Source organism: Streptomyces sp. NPDC054786 (assembly GCF_053611685.1).
Map to the genome: position 1 here is coordinate 50,494 of NZ_JBSHAW010000006.1, position 16,543 is coordinate 67,036.

17 protein-coding genes are annotated in these 16,543 nt (G+C 69.6%); 5 read left to right on the forward strand and 12 right to left on the reverse strand.

What is annotated here, in order from left to right; translation table 11 throughout:
- Window positions 1-53: 53 nt before the first annotated feature.
- From ACWGI6_RS07105 to ACWGI6_RS07115, 3 genes are read left to right on the forward strand one after another with little or no spacing between them, the layout of a single operon-like run.
- On the forward strand, window positions 54-674 hold the full coding sequence (locus tag ACWGI6_RS07105; protein ID WP_453266551.1) for a bifunctional 4-hydroxy-2-oxoglutarate aldolase/2-dehydro-3-deoxy-phosphogluconate aldolase: 621 nt from the start codon (window positions 54-56) through the stop codon (window positions 672-674).
- The gene (locus ACWGI6_RS07110) at window positions 671-2,002 is read left to right on the forward strand and encodes a sugar kinase (RefSeq protein ID WP_453266552.1); all 1,332 of its coding nucleotides are present in this window, start codon (window positions 671-673) and stop codon (window positions 2,000-2,002) included. The genes ACWGI6_RS07105 and ACWGI6_RS07110 overlap by 4 nt, the downstream gene beginning before the upstream one ends.
- 25 nt (window positions 2,003-2,027) lie before the next feature.
- Window positions 2,028-2,246: an FmdB family zinc ribbon protein gene (locus ACWGI6_RS07115; protein WP_453266553.1), complete on the forward strand. Its 219-nt coding sequence runs from the start codon at window positions 2,028-2,030 to the stop codon at window positions 2,244-2,246.
- A gap of 77 nt (window positions 2,247-2,323) precedes the next feature.
- Here the strand turns inward: ACWGI6_RS07115 and ACWGI6_RS07120 are convergent, their stop codons facing one another.
- From ACWGI6_RS07120 to ACWGI6_RS07130, 3 genes are all read right to left on the reverse strand, one after another.
- On the reverse strand, window positions 2,324-2,947 hold the full coding sequence (locus ACWGI6_RS07120) for an O-methyltransferase (protein WP_453266683.1): 624 nt from the start codon (window positions 2,945-2,947) through the stop codon (window positions 2,324-2,326).
- 177 nt (window positions 2,948-3,124) lie between these two features.
- Window positions 3,125-3,784: a response regulator transcription factor gene (locus tag ACWGI6_RS07125; protein WP_453266554.1), complete on the reverse strand. Its 660-nt coding sequence runs from the start codon at window positions 3,782-3,784 to the stop codon at window positions 3,125-3,127.
- Window positions 3,775-4,914: a sensor histidine kinase gene (locus ACWGI6_RS07130; protein ID WP_453266555.1), complete on the reverse strand. Its 1,140-nt coding sequence runs from the start codon at window positions 4,912-4,914 to the stop codon at window positions 3,775-3,777. The genes ACWGI6_RS07125 and ACWGI6_RS07130 overlap by 10 nt, the downstream gene beginning before the upstream one ends.
- Window positions 4,915-5,022: 108 nt before the next feature.
- Between ACWGI6_RS07130 and ACWGI6_RS07135 the strand changes: the two genes are divergently transcribed.
- Window positions 5,023-5,661 carry a DedA family protein gene (locus ACWGI6_RS07135; protein ID WP_453266556.1) on the forward strand — a complete coding sequence of 213 codons (639 nt, stop codon included), beginning with the start codon at window positions 5,023-5,025 and terminating at the stop codon, window positions 5,659-5,661.
- Here ACWGI6_RS07135 and ACWGI6_RS07140 read toward each other — a convergent pair.
- From ACWGI6_RS07140 to ACWGI6_RS07150, 3 genes are read right to left on the reverse strand one after another with little or no spacing between them, the layout of a single operon-like run.
- Window positions 5,624-6,445 carry an HAD family hydrolase gene (locus ACWGI6_RS07140; protein ID WP_453266557.1) on the reverse strand — a complete coding sequence of 274 codons (822 nt, stop codon included), beginning with the start codon at window positions 6,443-6,445 and terminating at the stop codon, window positions 5,624-5,626. The two genes, ACWGI6_RS07135 and ACWGI6_RS07140, sit on opposite strands and share 38 nt — an antisense overlap.
- The gene (locus tag ACWGI6_RS07145) at window positions 6,445-9,105 is read right to left on the reverse strand and encodes a phosphoribosyltransferase (protein WP_453266558.1); all 2,661 of its coding nucleotides are present in this window, start codon (window positions 9,103-9,105) and stop codon (window positions 6,445-6,447) included. Before ACWGI6_RS07145 ends, ACWGI6_RS07140 begins: the two co-directional genes overlap by 1 nt.
- 15 nt (window positions 9,106-9,120) lie before the next feature.
- Window positions 9,121-10,293, reverse strand: coding sequence for an HpcH/HpaI aldolase/citrate lyase family protein (locus ACWGI6_RS07150; RefSeq protein WP_453266559.1), 1,173 nt, complete (start codon window positions 10,291-10,293; stop codon window positions 9,121-9,123).
- 218 nt (window positions 10,294-10,511) lie between these two features.
- On the opposite strand from ACWGI6_RS07150, the gene ACWGI6_RS07155 reads away from it, so the two are divergent.
- Complete coding sequence (locus ACWGI6_RS07155; RefSeq protein WP_453266560.1) at window positions 10,512-11,639, forward strand: TerD family protein; 1,128 nt, start codon at window positions 10,512-10,514, stop codon at window positions 11,637-11,639.
- Between the two features lie 92 nt (window positions 11,640-11,731).
- Here the strand turns inward: ACWGI6_RS07155 and ACWGI6_RS07160 are convergent, their stop codons facing one another.
- From ACWGI6_RS07160 to ACWGI6_RS07185, 6 genes are all read right to left on the reverse strand, one after another.
- Window positions 11,732-12,475, reverse strand: coding sequence for a TerD family protein (locus tag ACWGI6_RS07160; RefSeq protein ID WP_453266561.1), 744 nt, complete (start codon window positions 12,473-12,475; stop codon window positions 11,732-11,734).
- Between the two features lie 97 nt (window positions 12,476-12,572).
- Entirely contained in the window at window positions 12,573-13,712 is a 1,140-nt protein-coding gene (locus tag ACWGI6_RS07165; RefSeq protein WP_453266562.1) for a DUF475 domain-containing protein, read from the reverse strand.
- A gap of 53 nt (window positions 13,713-13,765) precedes the next feature.
- Window positions 13,766-14,341: a TerD family protein gene (locus ACWGI6_RS07170; RefSeq protein ID WP_453266563.1), complete on the reverse strand. Its 576-nt coding sequence runs from the start codon at window positions 14,339-14,341 to the stop codon at window positions 13,766-13,768.
- A 187-nt stretch (window positions 14,342-14,528) separates the two neighbouring features.
- Window positions 14,529-15,104, reverse strand: a complete 576-nt coding sequence (locus ACWGI6_RS07175; RefSeq protein WP_453266564.1) for a TerD family protein — start codon at window positions 15,102-15,104, stop codon at window positions 14,529-14,531.
- Window positions 15,105-15,273: 169 nt separating this feature from the next.
- Window positions 15,274-15,732: a peroxiredoxin gene (locus ACWGI6_RS07180; RefSeq protein WP_030081426.1), complete on the reverse strand. Its 459-nt coding sequence runs from the start codon at window positions 15,730-15,732 to the stop codon at window positions 15,274-15,276.
- 148 nt (window positions 15,733-15,880) lie between these two features.
- Complete coding sequence (locus ACWGI6_RS07185) at window positions 15,881-16,312, reverse strand: DUF3052 domain-containing protein (protein ID WP_393905650.1); 432 nt, start codon at window positions 16,310-16,312, stop codon at window positions 15,881-15,883.
- Window positions 16,313-16,543: the final 231 nt, after the last annotated feature.

Consider the following 16,543-nt stretch of genomic DNA (forward strand, 5'->3'; position numbering starts at 1 on the left):
GACCCAGCCGCGCAGACGCACGCGGCGGGGTGCAGGAGAAAGCAGGAAACGCCATGGACTTCAGCACAGCGCTCCGGACCGAGCGGCTGGTCGCCATCATCCGGGGCAGAGATGCGGAGGCGTCCTTCCGTACGGTCATGGCGCTTGCGGAAGCGGGCCTTCCGCTGATCGAGGTCTCGCTCAGCGGAAAGGACGCCCTCACCGTGATCCGAAGGGCGCGTGCCGAGCTCGGCGACGCGGCCTGGCTCGGCGCCGGCACCGTCCTGACCGCATCCGACGCCCGGCGCGCCGCCGAGGCCGGGGCGAATCTCATCGTCACGCCCGGTCTGGGGGCCGGTCTGGAGGAGTCCGTGCGCCAGGGGCTGGCGACGCTCGCCGGGGTGATGACGCCGTCCGAGGTGATCGCGGCCGACGCGCTGGGCGTCTCGGCCCTGAAGCTGTTCCCGGCGTCGGTCGGCGGACCCTCGTATCTGCAGGCGCTGCGCGCTCCCTTCCCCGAGCTGCCGTTCGTGCCGGTCGGAGGCGTGGACGCGGCCGCCGCGCAGGCGTACTTCGCCGCCGGGGCGGTGGCGGTGGGCGTCGGCTCGCCGCTGGTCGGAGACGCGGCGGACGGCGGCGATCTGGACGGGCTGCGCAAGCGCGCGGCGGAGTTCAGGGCGGTGTGCGCACGATGACGCGGCCGACTTCGGGGGACCAGGAGGCGCAGCGGGGCGGCGCCGCTGCCCACCCCGGGGCCAACCCCGGCCGTCCACGGGTTCCCCGGCAACCGGGCCGCCCGGACGTCTTCACCTTCGGCGAGACCATGGTCGCGCTACGCGGCAGCGGCCCGCTGAAGCTCGGCGGCACGATGCAGGTCTCCATCGCCGGAGCGGAGAGCAATGTGGCGATCGGCCTGGCGCGGCTCGGGCACGACGTCCGCTGGGCGGGCGCGGTCGGCGAGGACGAGGCCGGCCAACTGGTGCTGCGGACGCTGCGCGCCGAGGGCGTCGAGGTCTCCGGTGCCTCGACCGACCCCGGCGCCCCGACCGGGCTGCTCCTCTTCGAGCCGCGGCTGCCCGAGGTCACCCGGGTGCACTACTACCGTGCGGGATCGGCCGGCTCGCGGGTCACGGCAGACATCGTCGAGCGCGCCTTCTGCGCGGCCCCACCCCGCGTCCTGCACCTGACGGGCATCACCCCGTCCCTGAGCCCCACGGCTCGCTCGGCGGCCCTGCGGTGCCTCCAACTGGCCCGCGAGCACGGCTCCTTGGTCTGCCTCGATGTCAACTTCCGCGCTCGGCTGTGGACCGCCGAGGAGGCCGCCGCGGTCCTACGCGAGTGGATTCCCTCCGTGGATGTCCTGATCGCCTCCGATGACGAGCTTCCGCTGTGCCTGCCGGGCGGGGCGGGTGCGGAGGGCGTGCCGGGCGGGGCCCAAGGGGGCGAGGGGGCTCCAGATGCCGGAGGGGTCGAGGGAGCCCAAAGCGCCGAAGGGACCTGGGCGGCTGAGGCGGCCCAGGGAGCCGAGGGGATGCAGGGGACGCAGAGGCCGCAGGCAGCCGACGAGGGGGCGGCCCCTCCCGGATCGGAGCAGGTGGGAACTCCCGCGGCCGCTACGTCGGCGCGGGGCGGCGCGGAAGGTGACACCGCTCCCCTCCCGCTCGGGGAAACCGCCGGCGGCTCTGCCGCCACCATCGCGTCGCAGGCCAAGCTCCTGCTGGACCTGGGTGTCGGCGAGATCGTGGTCAAACTCGGCGCGGAAGGGGCAACGGCCTTCACCCACGGCGGCTCCCTGCACCGGCCCGCCACGCCAGTACGGGCCGTCGATGCCGTGGGGGCCGGCGATGCCTTCGTGGCGGGGTATCTGTCGGCGCTGCTGGACGGTGAGGAACTGGCCGGGTGCCTGGAGCGCGCCGTCACCGCCGGAGCGTTCGCCGTCGCGTCCCCCGGCGACTGGGAGGGCGCACCGACCCGTTCGGAGCTCGGCATGCTGGGCGCGCCGCCCGGCACCGTCGTCCGCTGAGCGGCGCCACGGCTAATCTGTGCCCATGCCTCGTTACGAATACCGGTGCCGCCCCTGCGGCTCCACCTTCGAGCTGAACCGGCCGATGGCCGAGTCCTCCGCCCCTGCCGTCTGCCCCGACGGTCACGAGGACACCGTGAAGCTCCTCTCCACGGTCGCCGTTGGCGGCTCCGCAACCGCTCCCGCCCCGAAAGGCGGGGGCGGCGGGGGCGGCGGCTGCTGCGGAGGCGGTTGCTGCGGCTAGGGCACGTCCCGGGACCCCGTCGCGTCCCGGAGGCATGCCACGGTGTCGGGCCAGGCCACGACCTGAGAACTCGGCCGCTACTTCTTGCGCGCCAGTGTCACGCCGTCCGCCACCGTGAGAATCACCGCCTCCATGCGCGGGTCCTCCACGACGTGGTCGTTGAATGCCCTGATCGCCAGGGCCGACCCGGTCGCCGCCGGGTCGGCAACCTCCCCGCGGTACAGGACGTTGTCCGCGACGATCAGGCCCCCCGGCCGCATCCGGGGCACCAGCTCTTCCCAGTAGGCGATATAGCCGCCCTTGTCCGCGTCGAGATAGGCGAGATCGATATGCGGTTCGGTCGGCATCGCCCGCAGGGTTTCCAACGCGGGTGCGATCCGCAGGTGGATACGGTCCGCGACATCGGCCTTCGCCCATGCCTCCTGGCCGTACGCCGTCCACTCCTCGGAGACGTCGCAGGCGATCAGGGTGCCGTCCTCGGGCAGTGCCTGGGCCATGGACAGCGCCGAAAACCCGGTGAACGTGCCCACCTCGACGACATGCCGAGCCCCGATCAGCCGCACCAGGAACGCAAGCAGCGGCCCCTGTTCCTCCGCCGACTGCATCCCCGCCGCCTCGGGAAACTGCTGGCGTGTGAGTTCCACGATGTCCCGCTGCGCGGCGTTCAACGGGGGGTTGTGGGCGAGGACGTAGTTGTACATCTCCGCCGTGATCGGCGTGCTCTTGGACTCAACCACTGACTCTCCTCTTGATCAAGGATTGCGGTCTCGGCCGATCACCGGACGATGCGGCCGACCGCCTCGGCGAGACTAACCGAGCCTCCACCTTCACCGGCTGCTTTGCGCCCCCTCCCTGCCCTCGTGCCTCGTCCCCCGGTCTCACGTGCCCAAGTAGCGCAACACCGCCAGAACCCGGCGTGAGTATCCGGAGGTGCCGGTCAGACCGAGCTTGTCGAAGATCGCGTTGATGTGTTTCTCCACGGCGCTCTGCGAGATGTGCAGCCGGACAGCGATCGCCGCGTTGATGTGGCCCTGCGCCATCTCCCCCAGCACCTCCCGCTCGCGTGCGGTGAGGGTGCCCAGCGGGTCCGAGCGGCGGCTGCGCGTCAGCAACTGCCGTACGACTTCGGGGTCGAAGGCCGCCTGGCCGGCACCCACCCGTTCCAGCGCGTCCAGGAACTCGTCCACCTGGACCACCCGGTCCTTGAGCAGATATCCCACCCCCTCGCTGTCGTCGGTCAGCAGCTCCGTCGCATAGCGGCGCTCGACATACTGCGAGAGCACCAGCACGCCGACATCGGGCCAGCGTTCCCGAATCTGCACGGCCGCCCGCAGTCCTTCATCGGTGTGCGTGGGAGGCATACGGACATCCACCACCACGGCGTCCGGCGTCTCCTGCTTCTCCCCCGCCTGCTCCAGCACGGCAATCAGCTGGCCGGCATCGCCGACCGCGGCTGCCACCTCGTGCCCCTCCTCCGCGAGCAGGCGCACCAGGCCCTCCCGCAGCAGGGTCGAATCGTCGGCAAGGACTACGCGCACGGCAGCTCCACGGTGATGGTGGTCGGTCCGCCGGCCGGGCTGTCCACCCGGAACCGGCCGTCGAGGGCGGCGACTCGGCGGGCCAGTCCGAACAGGCCGCCGCCGGAAGAGTCCGCGCCGCCCGATCCGTCGTCCTCGATATGCACGAGCACTCCGTCCTCCCCAGGGGCGACGCGGACGGTTATCAGCCCGGCACCCGAATGCTTGACGGCGTTGGTGACGGCTTCGGAGACGACGAAGTAGGCGACCGTTGCCACGGCGGTGTCGGGTTCGGTGGCAAGTGTGTAGTCGAGGCGTACGGAGATGGCCGAGCGCTCGGCGACCGTTTCCAAGGCTGCTCGCAGCCCTGCTTCGTCCAGCACTGTCGGATAGACCCGCCAGGCCACTTCGCGCAGCTCGGTCAGGGCCTGGCTGCTCTCTTCGTGGGCCTGGCGCAGGAGTTGGTCCGCGCGCTGCACGTCCTGGCTGCGCAGCGCGCGGCCGAGCAGCATTCCCAGGGCCACCAGTCGCTGCTGTACCCCATCGTGCAGATCGCGTTCGATACGGCGGCGCTCATCGTTGACCGCGGCGATGACGCCGGCGCGGCTGGTGGCCAGTTGCTCGATGCGGCGCTCCAGCGCCTCTTGGTGGCTGGGGCCCAGGAAATGCCGCGCCAGCTTGGTCTCCAGCCCTGCGACGCCGAACGAGCCCTGCAGGCTGAGGAAGAGGAGGAAGAGGCCGCCGACGGTCGACAGTGCGAGGGTGCCGGGACGGTGGACTTCGGCGAGCAGCAGGATGAAGATCCAGGCGGTGCCGTACGCCGCTCCGATCAGCGCCGCGCTCAGGACGAGAGCACCCAGCAGACCCAATCCCCAGCGCAGGGACAGATATTGCAGCGCGCGGTGGTGGGTGTAGGCGTCTGATGTGTCGGCCGCGAAATAGACGCGGAGGCGGCTTCGATTGGTCTCGGTCAGGGGCCGCGCCACGGCGAACACGTGCTTGAGGACCGCGCGGCGGCCACCCGGCCAGGCGAGGACGAGCAGCAAGGAGAGGCCGGAGAGCACGACGAAGGGGAACTCGGCCGCCGTCGTCGCGGTACCGAGCACCAGCCCTGTCGCCAAGCGCAATCCGCGCCGTGCCATTCCCAACATGATCAAAACGCTAGCCGCACCGCACTCCCCCGCGCACTGCGGAAAACCGCAGTCTTTTGTGCGGTGTACCGCAATGTGCCGCGAGGCGCGAATTCATAGCGTTGAATCATGATCGAGAGCATCGGAAACACCGCACCTGGCTGGATCACCGGCCTCATGGACACACTCGGCGCGCCCGGCGCGGGCGTGGCGATCGCCGCGGAAAATCTCTTCCCGCCGCTGCCGAGCGAGGTGATCCTGCCGCTGGCGGGCTTCGCCGCCGCCCGCGGCAGTATGCATCTGCCGTCCGCGCTCGCGTGGACGACCCTCGGTTCGGTGATCGGCGCCTTGGCGCTGTACGGCGTGGGCGCGTCGCTCGGGCGTGAACGTACGGTCGCGATCGCGACGAGGCTGCCGCTGGCCAGGGTCGCGGACATCGAGAGGACGGAACGCTGGTTCCGGCGGCACGGGACGAAGGCGGTGTTCTTCGGCCGGATGATCCCCCTCTTTCGCAGCTTCATCTCGATACCCGCCGGCATCGAGCGCATGCCGATACCGGTCTTCCTCGCCCTGACCACCCTCGGCAGCCTCATCTGGAACGCGGTCTTCATCCTCGCCGGCTTTCTGCTCGGCGAGAAGTGGGAGGAGGTGACGGGTTATGCGGAGGTGTATTCGAAGGTGGTCCTTGCGGCGGCTGCGCTGGCGGTGGCGGTCTTTGTCGTCGCCCGGGTCAGCCGGCGCGGCTCGGGGATGCGGCGCCGCGGATGAAGGCCCGCACGATTTCCTCGCCCGCGGCGACACCCCGTTCATCGAGCGCCGTGACATGAGGGGCGTGCCAGCCGGAGTCCGCCAGTTCGCCGTGTCCGGGGCGCCATCCGCGGTCCGCGGCCAGCAGCAGATCGGCATCGAGCAGGGAATCACCGGCCGCGAGGATCTCGGTCGCCCCGGTACGACGGGCCACCTCGGCCACGGCTGCGCTCTTGGTCAGCGGCTGCGGCACGGCATAGATCTTGCGGCCCTGCAGGGACACGGTCCAGCCACGTTCGTCCGCCCAGCCTGCGAGGTCCTTCACCCAGGTGTCCGGCAGCAGTGGCCGCTCCACGACGAGATAGGCGAAGAGGTCCTCGGCGACGCGCTCCTTGAGCAGCCAGGCCGGGTCGGCGGTGCGGACGAGGTGCGCGCGGATCTCGTCCAGGGGTGCGCACTGCGAGGCGAGCCGCCCGGCGACGGTGCGCTGCCAGTCCCGGTCCGACTCACCCCGTACGAGCAGATGGCCGCCGTTGGCGCAGATGGCGAACTCCGGTGCCGGTCCGGGGAGATGGATACGGCCGTACTGCGCGCGGGTGCGGGTGGTGGCCGGGACAAAGGTGGTGGTGCCGGCCAGTTCGGCGAGCAGCCCGGCGGCCGTCTCCGTCATATAGGACAGCGGCTTGCGCTCATATGTCTCGACGCACAGGAGCCGGGGGGCCTCGGCGTCGGGCATGGCGAGGCCCAGGGCCGCGGCCGAATAGATCAGGGTGCGGTCGAGGTCGCTGGCGACGATCGCGCTCATCAAGCCACCGCCTTGCCGTCAGCACCCGTGGCCCCGCGAGTGAAGCGGGGGTGGATCAACCCGACACAGGTATAGGGCAGTTCGTCGATCTCTTCGACGGGCACACCCCGTTGTTCTGCCAGGAGGCGCACATGATCGAGATCGCCCCCGGCCCCCTTCCGGGCCAGGATCTTCCAGGGGACCCGGCGCAGCAGCACCCGCGTGGTCTCACCGACGCCGGGCTTCACGAGATTGACGTCGTGGATGCCGTATTCCTCACTGATCCGTTCGACGGCCGCCCAGCCCTCCCAGGTGGGCGCCCGGTCGGCGGCGGCCAGCTCCTTCACCTCCGCGGCGACCTCCAGGGCCACGTCGTCGAAACGCGCGCCGACCGCGTCCAGGAACGCGCGCGACACATCGGCCGCAGCCAGGTCCCGGTAGAACTTCGCGCCGTGGAAGTCGTCCGGACCCACGAGGTCATCGCGCAGGACGGTGCGGGATATGAGGCCGGAGACGGTGGAGTTGAGGCAGGCGGACGGGATGAGGAAGTCGTCCCGGGTGCCATAGGTCTCGACGCAGCCGCCGGGGTCGGCGAGCACGGCGATCCGCGGATCGAAGCCCGGGAAGTCCTCCAGGGCCTGGGCGAGTTCGCGAGTGATGGCGCCCTTGCCGGTCCAGCCGTCCACGAAGACGACATCCGCCGGATCGTGATGGGCGGCCAGCCAGCGCAACGCGGTGGTGTCGATGCCCCGGCCCCGGACGATCGAGACCGCGTAGTGCGGCAGGTCCAGGCCGTGTGCGTGCCGCGCCCAGCGGCGCATCAGCACCCCGACGGGTGTACCGGCCCGTGCCAGCGACACCAGCACGGGGCGTGGGCTGCGTTCGGCGAGCACGGTCTCGGTGACCGTCCCGACCGCCCTCGCGATCCGGCTCGCGGAGGTCTCCAACGCGCTGTGAAACAGCGCCTGGTACTGCTCGCTCGGCTGGTACTCGACGGGCAGCGACTCGGCGTAGTGGGCGCCACCGCGCTGAATCGCCTCCTCGCGTTCCTCGGTCGGCGCTTCCAGGGTGACATCGGAGAGGTCCTGCAGCAGCCAGCCGACCTCGTCGGCGGTGTAGGAGGAGAAGGCGGGGCCGCGCAGCGGCTCGGGGAGGGGCATGGATCGGACCTGTGGTCGGGGAGCGTAGGAGGGGATGACGGCGAGCAGCAGCCGGTCGGTGTGCTCGGCGAGCCGGTCCAGCAGACCGTCGGTGGTGTGCAGTTCCGGGAGGTCGCCGTGCGAGTCCACGACGGCCACGATGGCGTCGAAGCCGCGCTCCGGGTCGGTGCCGGCCGCCACGTTGTAGGCGTACCGCTCCCCCGGCCCGTCGGCGGGCTCGTCGTGAGCGGGGAAGGACAGCCGGGTCCGTATCGCGTAACCGGGGTCGTCGAGGGCGAGCACCGGCGATCGGGTGGTGGTGGAGAAGAAGACGCCCGTGCCCCCGGTCGACGCGGACAGTTGACCGGCTCGGGGCGCCATGGCGGTGTCCCCCGCTTCGGTGCCGTCATGGGCCGGCGTGGGCTTGCGGCCGCCCTCTTCCTCGGCCATGAGAGCGTCCAGCGCCTCGGCTATCCGCAGCGGCGCGTACATCAGTTCCTCGTTGCCGAGGACGAGGATGCGGCGGGCACCGTCCAGCTCCTGCGCGATCCGGGTCGCCATGTCCGGCAGAGCGGCCTCCAGCCGGGCGCGGTGTGCCGGTGTGAAGCCGTGCCGACCGCCGTCCGGCAGCCCGGCGGGCCAATCGAGGTCGACCCGCACGACGCCCGCATCGCCACCGGGCACCGCCGGGGCGCCTGCCTCTCCGGACTCGCAACCAGCGGGCTCGGAACCAGCAGGCTCGGAATCACCGCGCCCGGGCCCGGCCCCCTCAGACGTGCTCGCCGTGACAGGCGCAGGGACCCGCGCCTCCGGGGCCTCATAGGCGGCGACGAGTTCCTGGCCGCGGGCCAGGACGTCCTCGGGCAGCCGGACACCGCCCGCGGCCAGCGCCACGAGGTCGACGCGGGCGCCCAGTTCCGCCGCGAACTTCTCCAGGTGACTGCGGTTGGCGTCGGAGCGCATGTCGACAAGGGCGACGACCACGTACCGCTCACGCGGGAACTGCGCATGCAGGGCCTTGATCGTGTTCAGAACGGTCCTGCCGGTGGAGAACTCATCGTCGACGAGCACCAGCGGCCCGTCCCCGGCGAGGAGTTCACGGTCCTCCGGGAGCAGCAGATGCGAGGTGGCATGGCTGTGCTCCTCTTCAAATCCGCCCACCTGCGCCACGCCCGCCACCGGTCGGCGGGTGGAGTGCAGATACGGCGCGAGTGCCAGGCCGTCGGCCACCGAATGTCCCAGCCCGGTGGCGGTCTCGGCGTAGCCCAGGACGACGGAGCGGGCGGCGGCCTCGTCACCCAGCAGCTTCCGCACCCGGCGCCCCAGCCCGAAGCCGGCGCCGTGGACCACATCCGGTCGCTGCGGCACGTGCTTGCCGAGCACGTTCGACACGAGCAGATGGGCCCGCTTGGGGTTACGCCGCAGCGCAAGCCCCAGCATCTCCGGCAGCTCGTCCCCGCCGCTCAGCGAGACTCCGAGCCGACCGGCGACCCATTCTCCCGTCCAGACCACGCGTTCCGTCTCCTCCGTCGTACCGTTCATCTGTCTCACCGCTTTTCACGTCTGGGGCAGGCTCGCCGTCAGCAGCTCCACGAAGCCGATGCCCTCCCGGGCGACCCCGAACGCCTCGGCGCGCAACAGGGTCCGCTCGGCCCAGGCGCGATGCGGCTTCACCTCGTTCATCTTGTTCGTATAGGCGGAGCGCAGAACCCCGCCGTCGCCCCGTTCGGGCCGCAGGATGTCGGCCGCGTCGCTGAACTCCTCATGGCTGACGACCGAGAGGGCGTGCACCGGCGCGACATGCGAGGGGTGAATGCAGGTCTTGCCCTGCAGGCCGTTCGCACGGTCGAGTTCGATCTCGCGCAGCAGGCCGTCCATATCGTGCTCGATCAGGGCCGTACGCAATTCCTCGGCGCGTCCGAGGAACGGGCTGCGTCGCAGCTGCGGCTTGAACATCCGCTCCTGCAGCCGGAAGTACTCCCACACCGGGCCGGTGACCGTGAAGCCCGTGCCGTCCGCCCGCCCCAGCACATTCACCACGTCGGAGATCACGGAGGCGACGATCTGGACGTCGTATGCCGTCATGTCGGGGGCTCTGCGCAGGCCGTAGGCGGAGCAGAAGTCCGTGACGCCGAGCCGCAGGGCAAGTACCCGGTCCCGGTATTTGTCCACGGTCCTGGCGATGCCCTGCAGGGTCTCGGTGCGGCTCTCCAGATGCAGCAGCTGCGGCGATTCCAGCACCGGCATCACGAACAGCCGCCGGGCGCAGTCGGCCTCGGCCGCGGTCAGCGCCTCCAGGAACGGGACTCCGCGCTCCTCGGTGAATTTCGGAAGTACAAATCCGGACAGCCTGTGTACAGCGGCGCCCATCCGGCGCACCAGATCCGGTATTTGGCCGGGTGTGCGGACACGGATGAACAGCAGCGGAAGGTCCGCGCCCCCGGTGACCGCCTCGTCGAGAAGGCCGAGCTGCCGTACGAGGTTCTCCTCGCCGGCCTCGACGTCCCCGTCACCTATGGAGTCCTCGAGGCACAGCACCATGGACTTCACGCCAAGTCCGGCCTGCTTGAGGACATCGGCGGCGAGTCGCGGGCGGGTCGCGGGGCTGTAGAGCGTCGCCCCCAGGGCGACCGCGAGCATGCGGGCCGGCGAATCCGCGGTGAACTCCACCGGCTCCTGGTGGAACAGTGCCTTCCGGATGTCGGGCGGAAGGTGCCCAAAATGACGCATAAAACTCCCCGTATACATGCGGGACCCGGGCACCCCCGCTGCGTCTCGCTGTCTGGATCCAGCCGGTAATCGTACGTCTGTGGGGGCGTGGTTGGTTCCCACGCGGGTGAAAATCACGTAACCCCCACGAGGCGCCCAGGTATCCGCAGTGGCGCCCCGGCAACGGCTCGCGGCCCCCCGCGTTGTCGCTGCGACCTGAGGGAAGGCAGGATTGCGGCATGACGCACGCGATGCTGAAAGGGTCGAACGTACCCCTCGACGCCACGGCTGTTCGGGCCGTCCTGCGCTGGACTCCCGGCGCCGGTGTCCCTGATGTCGACGCCTCGGCCCTGCTGGTGGGGCCCGAGGGGCGCGTGCACTCCGACGAGGACTTCGTCTTCTACAACCAACCGCGCCATCCCAGCGGCCTGGTGCGGCATCTGCCCAAGACCCGGCTCGCGGAGTGTCTGACCGACACCATCGAGGCGGATCTGACGGCGCTGGACGCGTCGGTGGACCGGGTCGTGCTGGCCGCGTCGTCGGACGGTGGCGCGTTCGCGGGTGTCACGGATCTGCGGGTCCTGCTGTACGACGCGGCGGCGAGTGACGGCGAGCCGATCGTGGTCTTCGACGTGGTGCCCGAGACGGGCGACGAGACGGCCCTGATCTGCGGGGAGTTGTACCGGCGCGCCGAGGGCTGGAAGTTCCGCGCCCTGGGGCAGGGGTACGAGAGCGGTCTGGTCGGCCTGGCGACCGAGTTCGGGATCTCGGTGGACGAGAACGAAGCGGCCGACGACGGTCCGCCCGCCTCGGAGGCACCGGTGTCGGCGTCTCCCGGCCCGGAGCCCGCGGCGGCCGCCGTCCCGGCTCCCCGGAACGAGCCCGGCCCGTCCGACGCCCCGTCCGCCCCCGGCCCGACGGCGAGCAGCCCTGCCGCCGCCGCGACCCCGCCGCCCAGCACCTGGCCCGAAGAGGCCTCGGGCCCCCCGTCGGCGGCGCAGGCGTCTCCCGCGTCGGACCCGGAGGCGGTCACCCAGCATGTGCCGGACGCCATGCCGGAGCCGTTCTCATCGGCACCGCTGCCGTCGGACGCCGGGGCGCCCCCGGGGGCCCCGCCCACGAGCGGCTACGGCTACCCGCAGAACGTTCCGCCGCCGCCGACGCTGCCCCCGTCCCAGCCCGCCTACGGCTATCCGGGGCCGCCGCCTCAGTACCAGCCACAGCAGCCGCCACCGTCCCCGTACGGCGCGCCGCAGCCGCCGCAGCCGCAGCCTGCCCCGGCGTACGGCTACCCGACGCAGCAGCCCTTCGTGCCGGACCCGTCCTTCGTCCTGCCGCCCCAGGGCCCGCAGTTCCAGCGCCGTTAGGGATATCGGGCGGGGGTCCCCGGCGGCGTGAGCGCCGCGCGGGCACGCGGAACGAGCGGCCCGCCGCACCAGCGGGCCGCGGCGTGGCCGGCTCACGCATTCGTCTTGTAGCCCCGCCCCCACTGCAGGCCCCAGCCGTACAGCCGGTCGAGCTCCGCCTGGAAGCCGTAGACGTACTTCACCTCGCGGCGCACGGTCAGCTCATCCTTGACGTTCTCCAGCATGAAGACGGCGCAGGAGCGGGCCTGCGGCGCCCGCTCGTCCAGCTTGACCTCCAGCCGTGGTCCGCTGCTCGGGTAGAGCGTCACGACCGCGTGCGTACGGTCGAAAGCCGGCGTGCCGTCGTAGATGTAGACGAAAATCAGCAACCGCTTGATCTCATCGCGGTGGTCCAGGTTGATGTAGAGCGTCTCGCCGGACCCCGAACCGAAGCGGTCATCACCGCTGAGCTTGACGAAGGGCGGCCCGTTGAGGTCACCCAGAAAGTTGCCCAGCGGCTGCACCACGCCCCTGGTGCCGTCCTTGAGCTCGTACAGACAGGCCAGGTCCAGGTCGACATTGACCACGGCCGGCCCCTGCGCCTGCACCACCTCGGGTTTGAACAGCTTGCCCGGATGCCGCAGCAGACCGCCCTTGCCCTGACCGCCGCGCTCATACAGGTCCGACGTCCGCATCTGCCAGTGCAGATTGACCCGCAGATGCCCGGTGGCCGCCCCCTGCTTGGTCAGCGAGACGACCGGATTCCGTTTCGTCAGCTCGACGACGTACGACGCTCCGCCGTTGTCGAAGTCGAATTTCGGCGCGCCACCGCGCCACAGGTTCCCCAGGAACGACACGTTGCCCACCCCATTGCTCGGCCCCAATTACCGCGGGGCGGCCCGAGGTCTGCACCTCAGGCCGCCCCGCAGAGAGCGTTCCTCAATCAGCGTCGCATCACACTCTGTGCGCGACTTCCGGCTGTGTATCGGAGGAATCTCCTGGCTTGCCCTCACGCCGGTTCCGGATCACGGACGACGCGAAGGAGAGACCGATCAGCACGATGCCTACCAGGCCGGTGAAGACCTCGTTGATCTCGTACTTGATCGTGGCCAGCAGGATGACGGCCAGCGCGCCGATCGCGTAGTGGGCGCCGTGCTCCAGATAGACGTAGTCGTCCAGGGTCCCCTTGCGGACCAGGAAGACCGTCAGCGAGCGGATGTACATCGCGCCGATGCCCAGACCCAGCGCCATCTCGAAGATGTCGTTGGTGATCGCGAAGGCACCGATGACGCCGTCGAAGGAGAAGGACGCGTCGATGACCTCGAGGTAGAGGAACATGAAGAACGCGGCCTTGCCGGCCAGGCCCACGACCGCGCCGGTGCCCTTCTTCGCGGGAGCCGCCGCGGCCTCCTCGCCCTCTTCGTCCTCGTCCTCGTCCTCGTCCTCCAGCTTGTCCTCGAAGTAGCCGGAGACGCCACCGACGACGAGATAGGTGATGAGGCCCGCGACGCCGGACAGCAGCACCGTGGCGCTCTTGTCACCGGCGCCGTGTGCGGCGGCGGTGGCCACCGTCATCGAGCTCACCAGCAGGACGACCAGCCCGATGATGATGGACAGCGTGTCGAGTTTGCCCATCTTGCCCATGGGCTTCTCGATCCAGGCCAGCCACTTGTAGTCGCGCTCCTCGAATATGAAGTCGAGGAAGATCATCAGCAGGAAGATGCCGCCGAAGGCCGCGATGGCAGGGTGGGCGCTGGTGACCAGTTCCTGGTAGTGCGCCTTGTCATTGATGGCGAGGTTGACCGCCTCGATCGGTCCCAGCTTTGCGGTGATCGCGACAATGACGACCGGGAACACCAGCCGCATGCCGAACACCGCGATGAGAATGCCGACGGTGAGGAAGATCTTCTGCCAGAAGGCGTTCATCTTGCGCAGGATGCCTGCGTTGATGACGGCATTGTCGAACGAGAGCGAGATCTCCAGGACGGACAGGATCCCGACAATCGCGAGCCCCTGCCACCCCCAGAGCACGCCCGCCAAGGCGAGGCCGACCACCGTGATGGCGAACGACCAGCCAAAGGTTTTCAGGAGCACTGCCTACCCAATCCTTCGCTGTATGGGGTCCCCCGCGCGCAGCGCGCGGCGCTTTACGAAACGTTGACCCCGAAGTCTAGAGCGATGCCCCGCAGACCTGACGCGTACCCCTGCCCTACCGCCCGGAACTTCCATTCGCCGTTGTGGCGGTACACCTCACCGAAGATCATCGCGGTTTCGCCGGAGGCGTCCTCGCTGAGGTCGTAGCGGGCGAGTTCGCTACCGTCGGCCTGATTGACGATGCGGATAAAGGCGTTGCTGACCTGGCCGAAGCTTTGGCCACGCACATCGGCCTCATGGATCGAGACCGGAAAGACGATCTTGTCGATCTGCTCGGGCACCAGCGAGAGATCCACCAGGACCGACTCGTCGTCGCCCTCTCCCTCACCGGTGAGGTTGTCCCCGGTGTGCTCGACGGAGCCCTCGGGGCTCTTGAGGTTGTTGTAGAAGACGAAGTACTCGTCCCCCAGCACCCGGCCCGACTCGCACAGCAGCGCGCTGGCGTCGAGGTCGAACGGTGCTCCGGTCGTGGACCGCGCGTCCCAGCCGAGGCCGACCATGATCTGCGTGAGATTCGGAGCGGCCTTGGACAGGGAGACATTTCCCCCCTTGGCAAGCGTGACGCTCATCGTTCGCTTCCTCCCCGGTGTCGATGCGGGCCGTGCCCGGCGCGGCCCGTGTCCCTTCAAGCGCGTCCGGCGCCGCACTCCCCGGGCGGGGGCGTGCGGCGCCGGACGCGGTCACTCTCGGCCCGGCAGCCACTGCGGTAACGCTGCCCGGTCCGGACGTCGACGATCAGATGTCGGATCCTGTCGATCAGACGTTGACGCCGAAGTCCTGCGCAATGCCGCGCAGACCCGAGGCGTAGCCCTGGCCGATGGCCCGGAACTTCCACTCGGCACCATTGCGGTACAGCTCACCGAAGACCATGGCGGTCTCGGTCGAGGCGTCCTCGCTCAGGTCGTAGCGCGCCAGCTCGTTGTTGTCTGCCTGGTTGACCACGCGGATGAAGGCGTTACGGACCTGGCCGAAGCTCTGCTGCCGGGTCTCGGCGTCGTAGATCGACACCGGGAAAACGATCTTGGAGACCTCGGCCGGCACCCCGGCCAGATTCACCTTGATCTGCTCGTCGTCGCCTTCACCCTCACCGGTGATGTTGTCACCGGTGTGCTCGACCGAACCGTCCGGGCTCTTCAGGTTGTTGAAGAACACGAAGTTCTGGTCGTTGGCCACCTTGCCCTGGTCGTTCGTCAGCAGGGCGCTGGCGTCCAGGTCGAAGTCCGTACCGGTGGTCGTACGCGCATCCCAGCCCAGACCGACGACGACGGCGGTCAGATTGGGGGCTTCCTTCGTCAGCGAGACGTTGCCGCCCTTGCTGAGGCTGACTCCCACGAGTCCTCCCATAGATTCGAGGGGTACGTAAAGATTTGCGCCCCCATCGTGCATGGCATCGGATCAACGAATTGATCCTAGTGACCGGTTCCCGCCGATTGCAGATATCGCACCTGGATCAGTGCGGATTCGGCCCGGTGGGCGCAGGGGGCACCTGGGAGGGCTCGCCTCAGAGGGTGTCGAGCGCCTTGGCGTACTCGTTGAGGTCGCGGGCGTCGGGCAGGCCGTTGACGACCGTCCAGCGCACCACGCCTTCCTTGTCGATGATGAACGTGCCGCGCACCGCGCAGCCCTTCTCCTCGTCGAAGACGCCGTACGCCCGCGAGGCCTCGCCGTGCGGCCAGAAGTCCGACAGCAGCGGGTACTCCAGCCCCTCCTGCTCGGCGAAGACGCGCAGCGAGAACGGGGAGTCGTTGGAGACGGCCAGCAGCTGGACGTCGTCGTTGACGAACTTCGGCAGCTCGTCACGGAGCGCACAGAGCTCGCCGGTGCAGACACCGGTGAAGGCGAACGGGTAGAAGAGGAGGACAACGGCCTTCTCGCCCCGGAAGTCGGAGAGCTTGACCAGCTCACCGTGCTGGTTCTTCAGCTCGAAATCCGGAGCCTTCGTGCCGACCTCGATCGCCATGGGGTGGTTCCCTTCCGCTCGCTCGCAACAGGACGCGACCAACCCTACGCGCCGGGGTGCACGTCCGTGGAACCTGTCCTGAACAGGGCCGAGCCCCCTCCGGAACAGGGCGGAGAGGGCTCGGTGGCGAACGGTGAGACGGTGCGGCTCAGCGCTTGCCGGCCTTGGGCGTGACCAGCCGGCTGCCGGCCCAGTCCTTGCCCGCGTTGATGCTCTTGGTCTGGGACAGACCCGCGGTCTGCGCGGCCTCATTGATGTCGCTCGGCTCGACGTAACCGTCGCGGCCGGTCTTCGGGGTCAGCAGCCAGATCTGCCCGCCCTCGTCGATCAGCCCGATGGCGTCCACCAGCGCGTCCGTGAGGTCGCCGTCCTCGTCCCGGAACCACAGCAGTACGACGTCGCTGACGTCGTCGTAGTCCTCGTCGACGAGATCCTGGCCGATCACGGTCTCAATGCCTTCGCGGAGTTCCTGATCGACGTCGTCGTCGTATCCGATCTCCTGGACCACCTGTCCGGGCTCGAACCCAAGCCTGGCGGCAGGGTTGGTCCGCTCCTCCGCGTGGTCCGCGGTCGCGCTCACGGATTGCCTCCTGTCATGTTTCGGAAATGCTCGGGGACCCCGCGCGTGCGCGGAGCATTGGGCGTAGTCCACACGGGCCGGGCGGATCGCGCAAGTACCCGGCGGTCCAGACCGCCTAAACGGTGACGTTTCGAGGCGTCTCGCCGCAAGCACGACCCCAGCAGGACAGGCTGAAGTGATTCACGCCACAGCTTTCTGTGAAGTTTATCGGGTACTGGCGCGGGACTGGTC

Bases quoted from the DNA above. Each gene is read 5' to 3' on its own strand.
- ACWGI6_RS07105 (WP_453266551.1), top strand. From the start codon at position 54: ATGGACTTCAGCACAGCGCTCCGGACCGAGCGGCTGGTCGCCATCATC.
- ACWGI6_RS07110 (WP_453266552.1), top strand. From the start codon at position 671: ATGACGCGGCCGACTTCGGGGGACCAGGAGGCGCAGCGGGGCGGCGCC.
- ACWGI6_RS07115 (WP_453266553.1), top strand. From the start codon at position 2,028: ATGCCTCGTTACGAATACCGGTGCCGCCCCTGCGGCTCCACCTTCGAG.
- ACWGI6_RS07120 (WP_453266683.1), bottom strand. From the start codon at position 2,947: ATGTACAACTACGTCCTCGCCCACAACCCCCCGTTGAACGCCGCGCAG.
- ACWGI6_RS07130 (WP_453266555.1), bottom strand. From the start codon at position 4,914: ATGTTGGGAATGGCACGGCGCGGATTGCGCTTGGCGACAGGGCTGGTG.
- ACWGI6_RS07135 (WP_453266556.1), top strand. From the start codon at position 5,023: ATGATCGAGAGCATCGGAAACACCGCACCTGGCTGGATCACCGGCCTC.
- ACWGI6_RS07140 (WP_453266557.1), bottom strand. From the start codon at position 6,445: ATGAGCGCGATCGTCGCCAGCGACCTCGACCGCACCCTGATCTATTCG.
- ACWGI6_RS07145 (WP_453266558.1), bottom strand. From the start codon at position 9,105: ATGAACGGTACGACGGAGGAGACGGAACGCGTGGTCTGGACGGGAGAA.
- ACWGI6_RS07150 (WP_453266559.1), bottom strand. From the start codon at position 10,293: ATGCGTCATTTTGGGCACCTTCCGCCCGACATCCGGAAGGCACTGTTC.
- ACWGI6_RS07155 (WP_453266560.1), top strand. From the start codon at position 10,512: ATGACGCACGCGATGCTGAAAGGGTCGAACGTACCCCTCGACGCCACG.
- ACWGI6_RS07170 (WP_453266563.1), bottom strand. From the start codon at position 14,341: ATGAGCGTCACGCTTGCCAAGGGGGGAAATGTCTCCCTGTCCAAGGCC.
- ACWGI6_RS07180 (WP_030081426.1), bottom strand. From the start codon at position 15,732: ATGGCGATCGAGGTCGGCACGAAGGCTCCGGATTTCGAGCTGAAGAAC.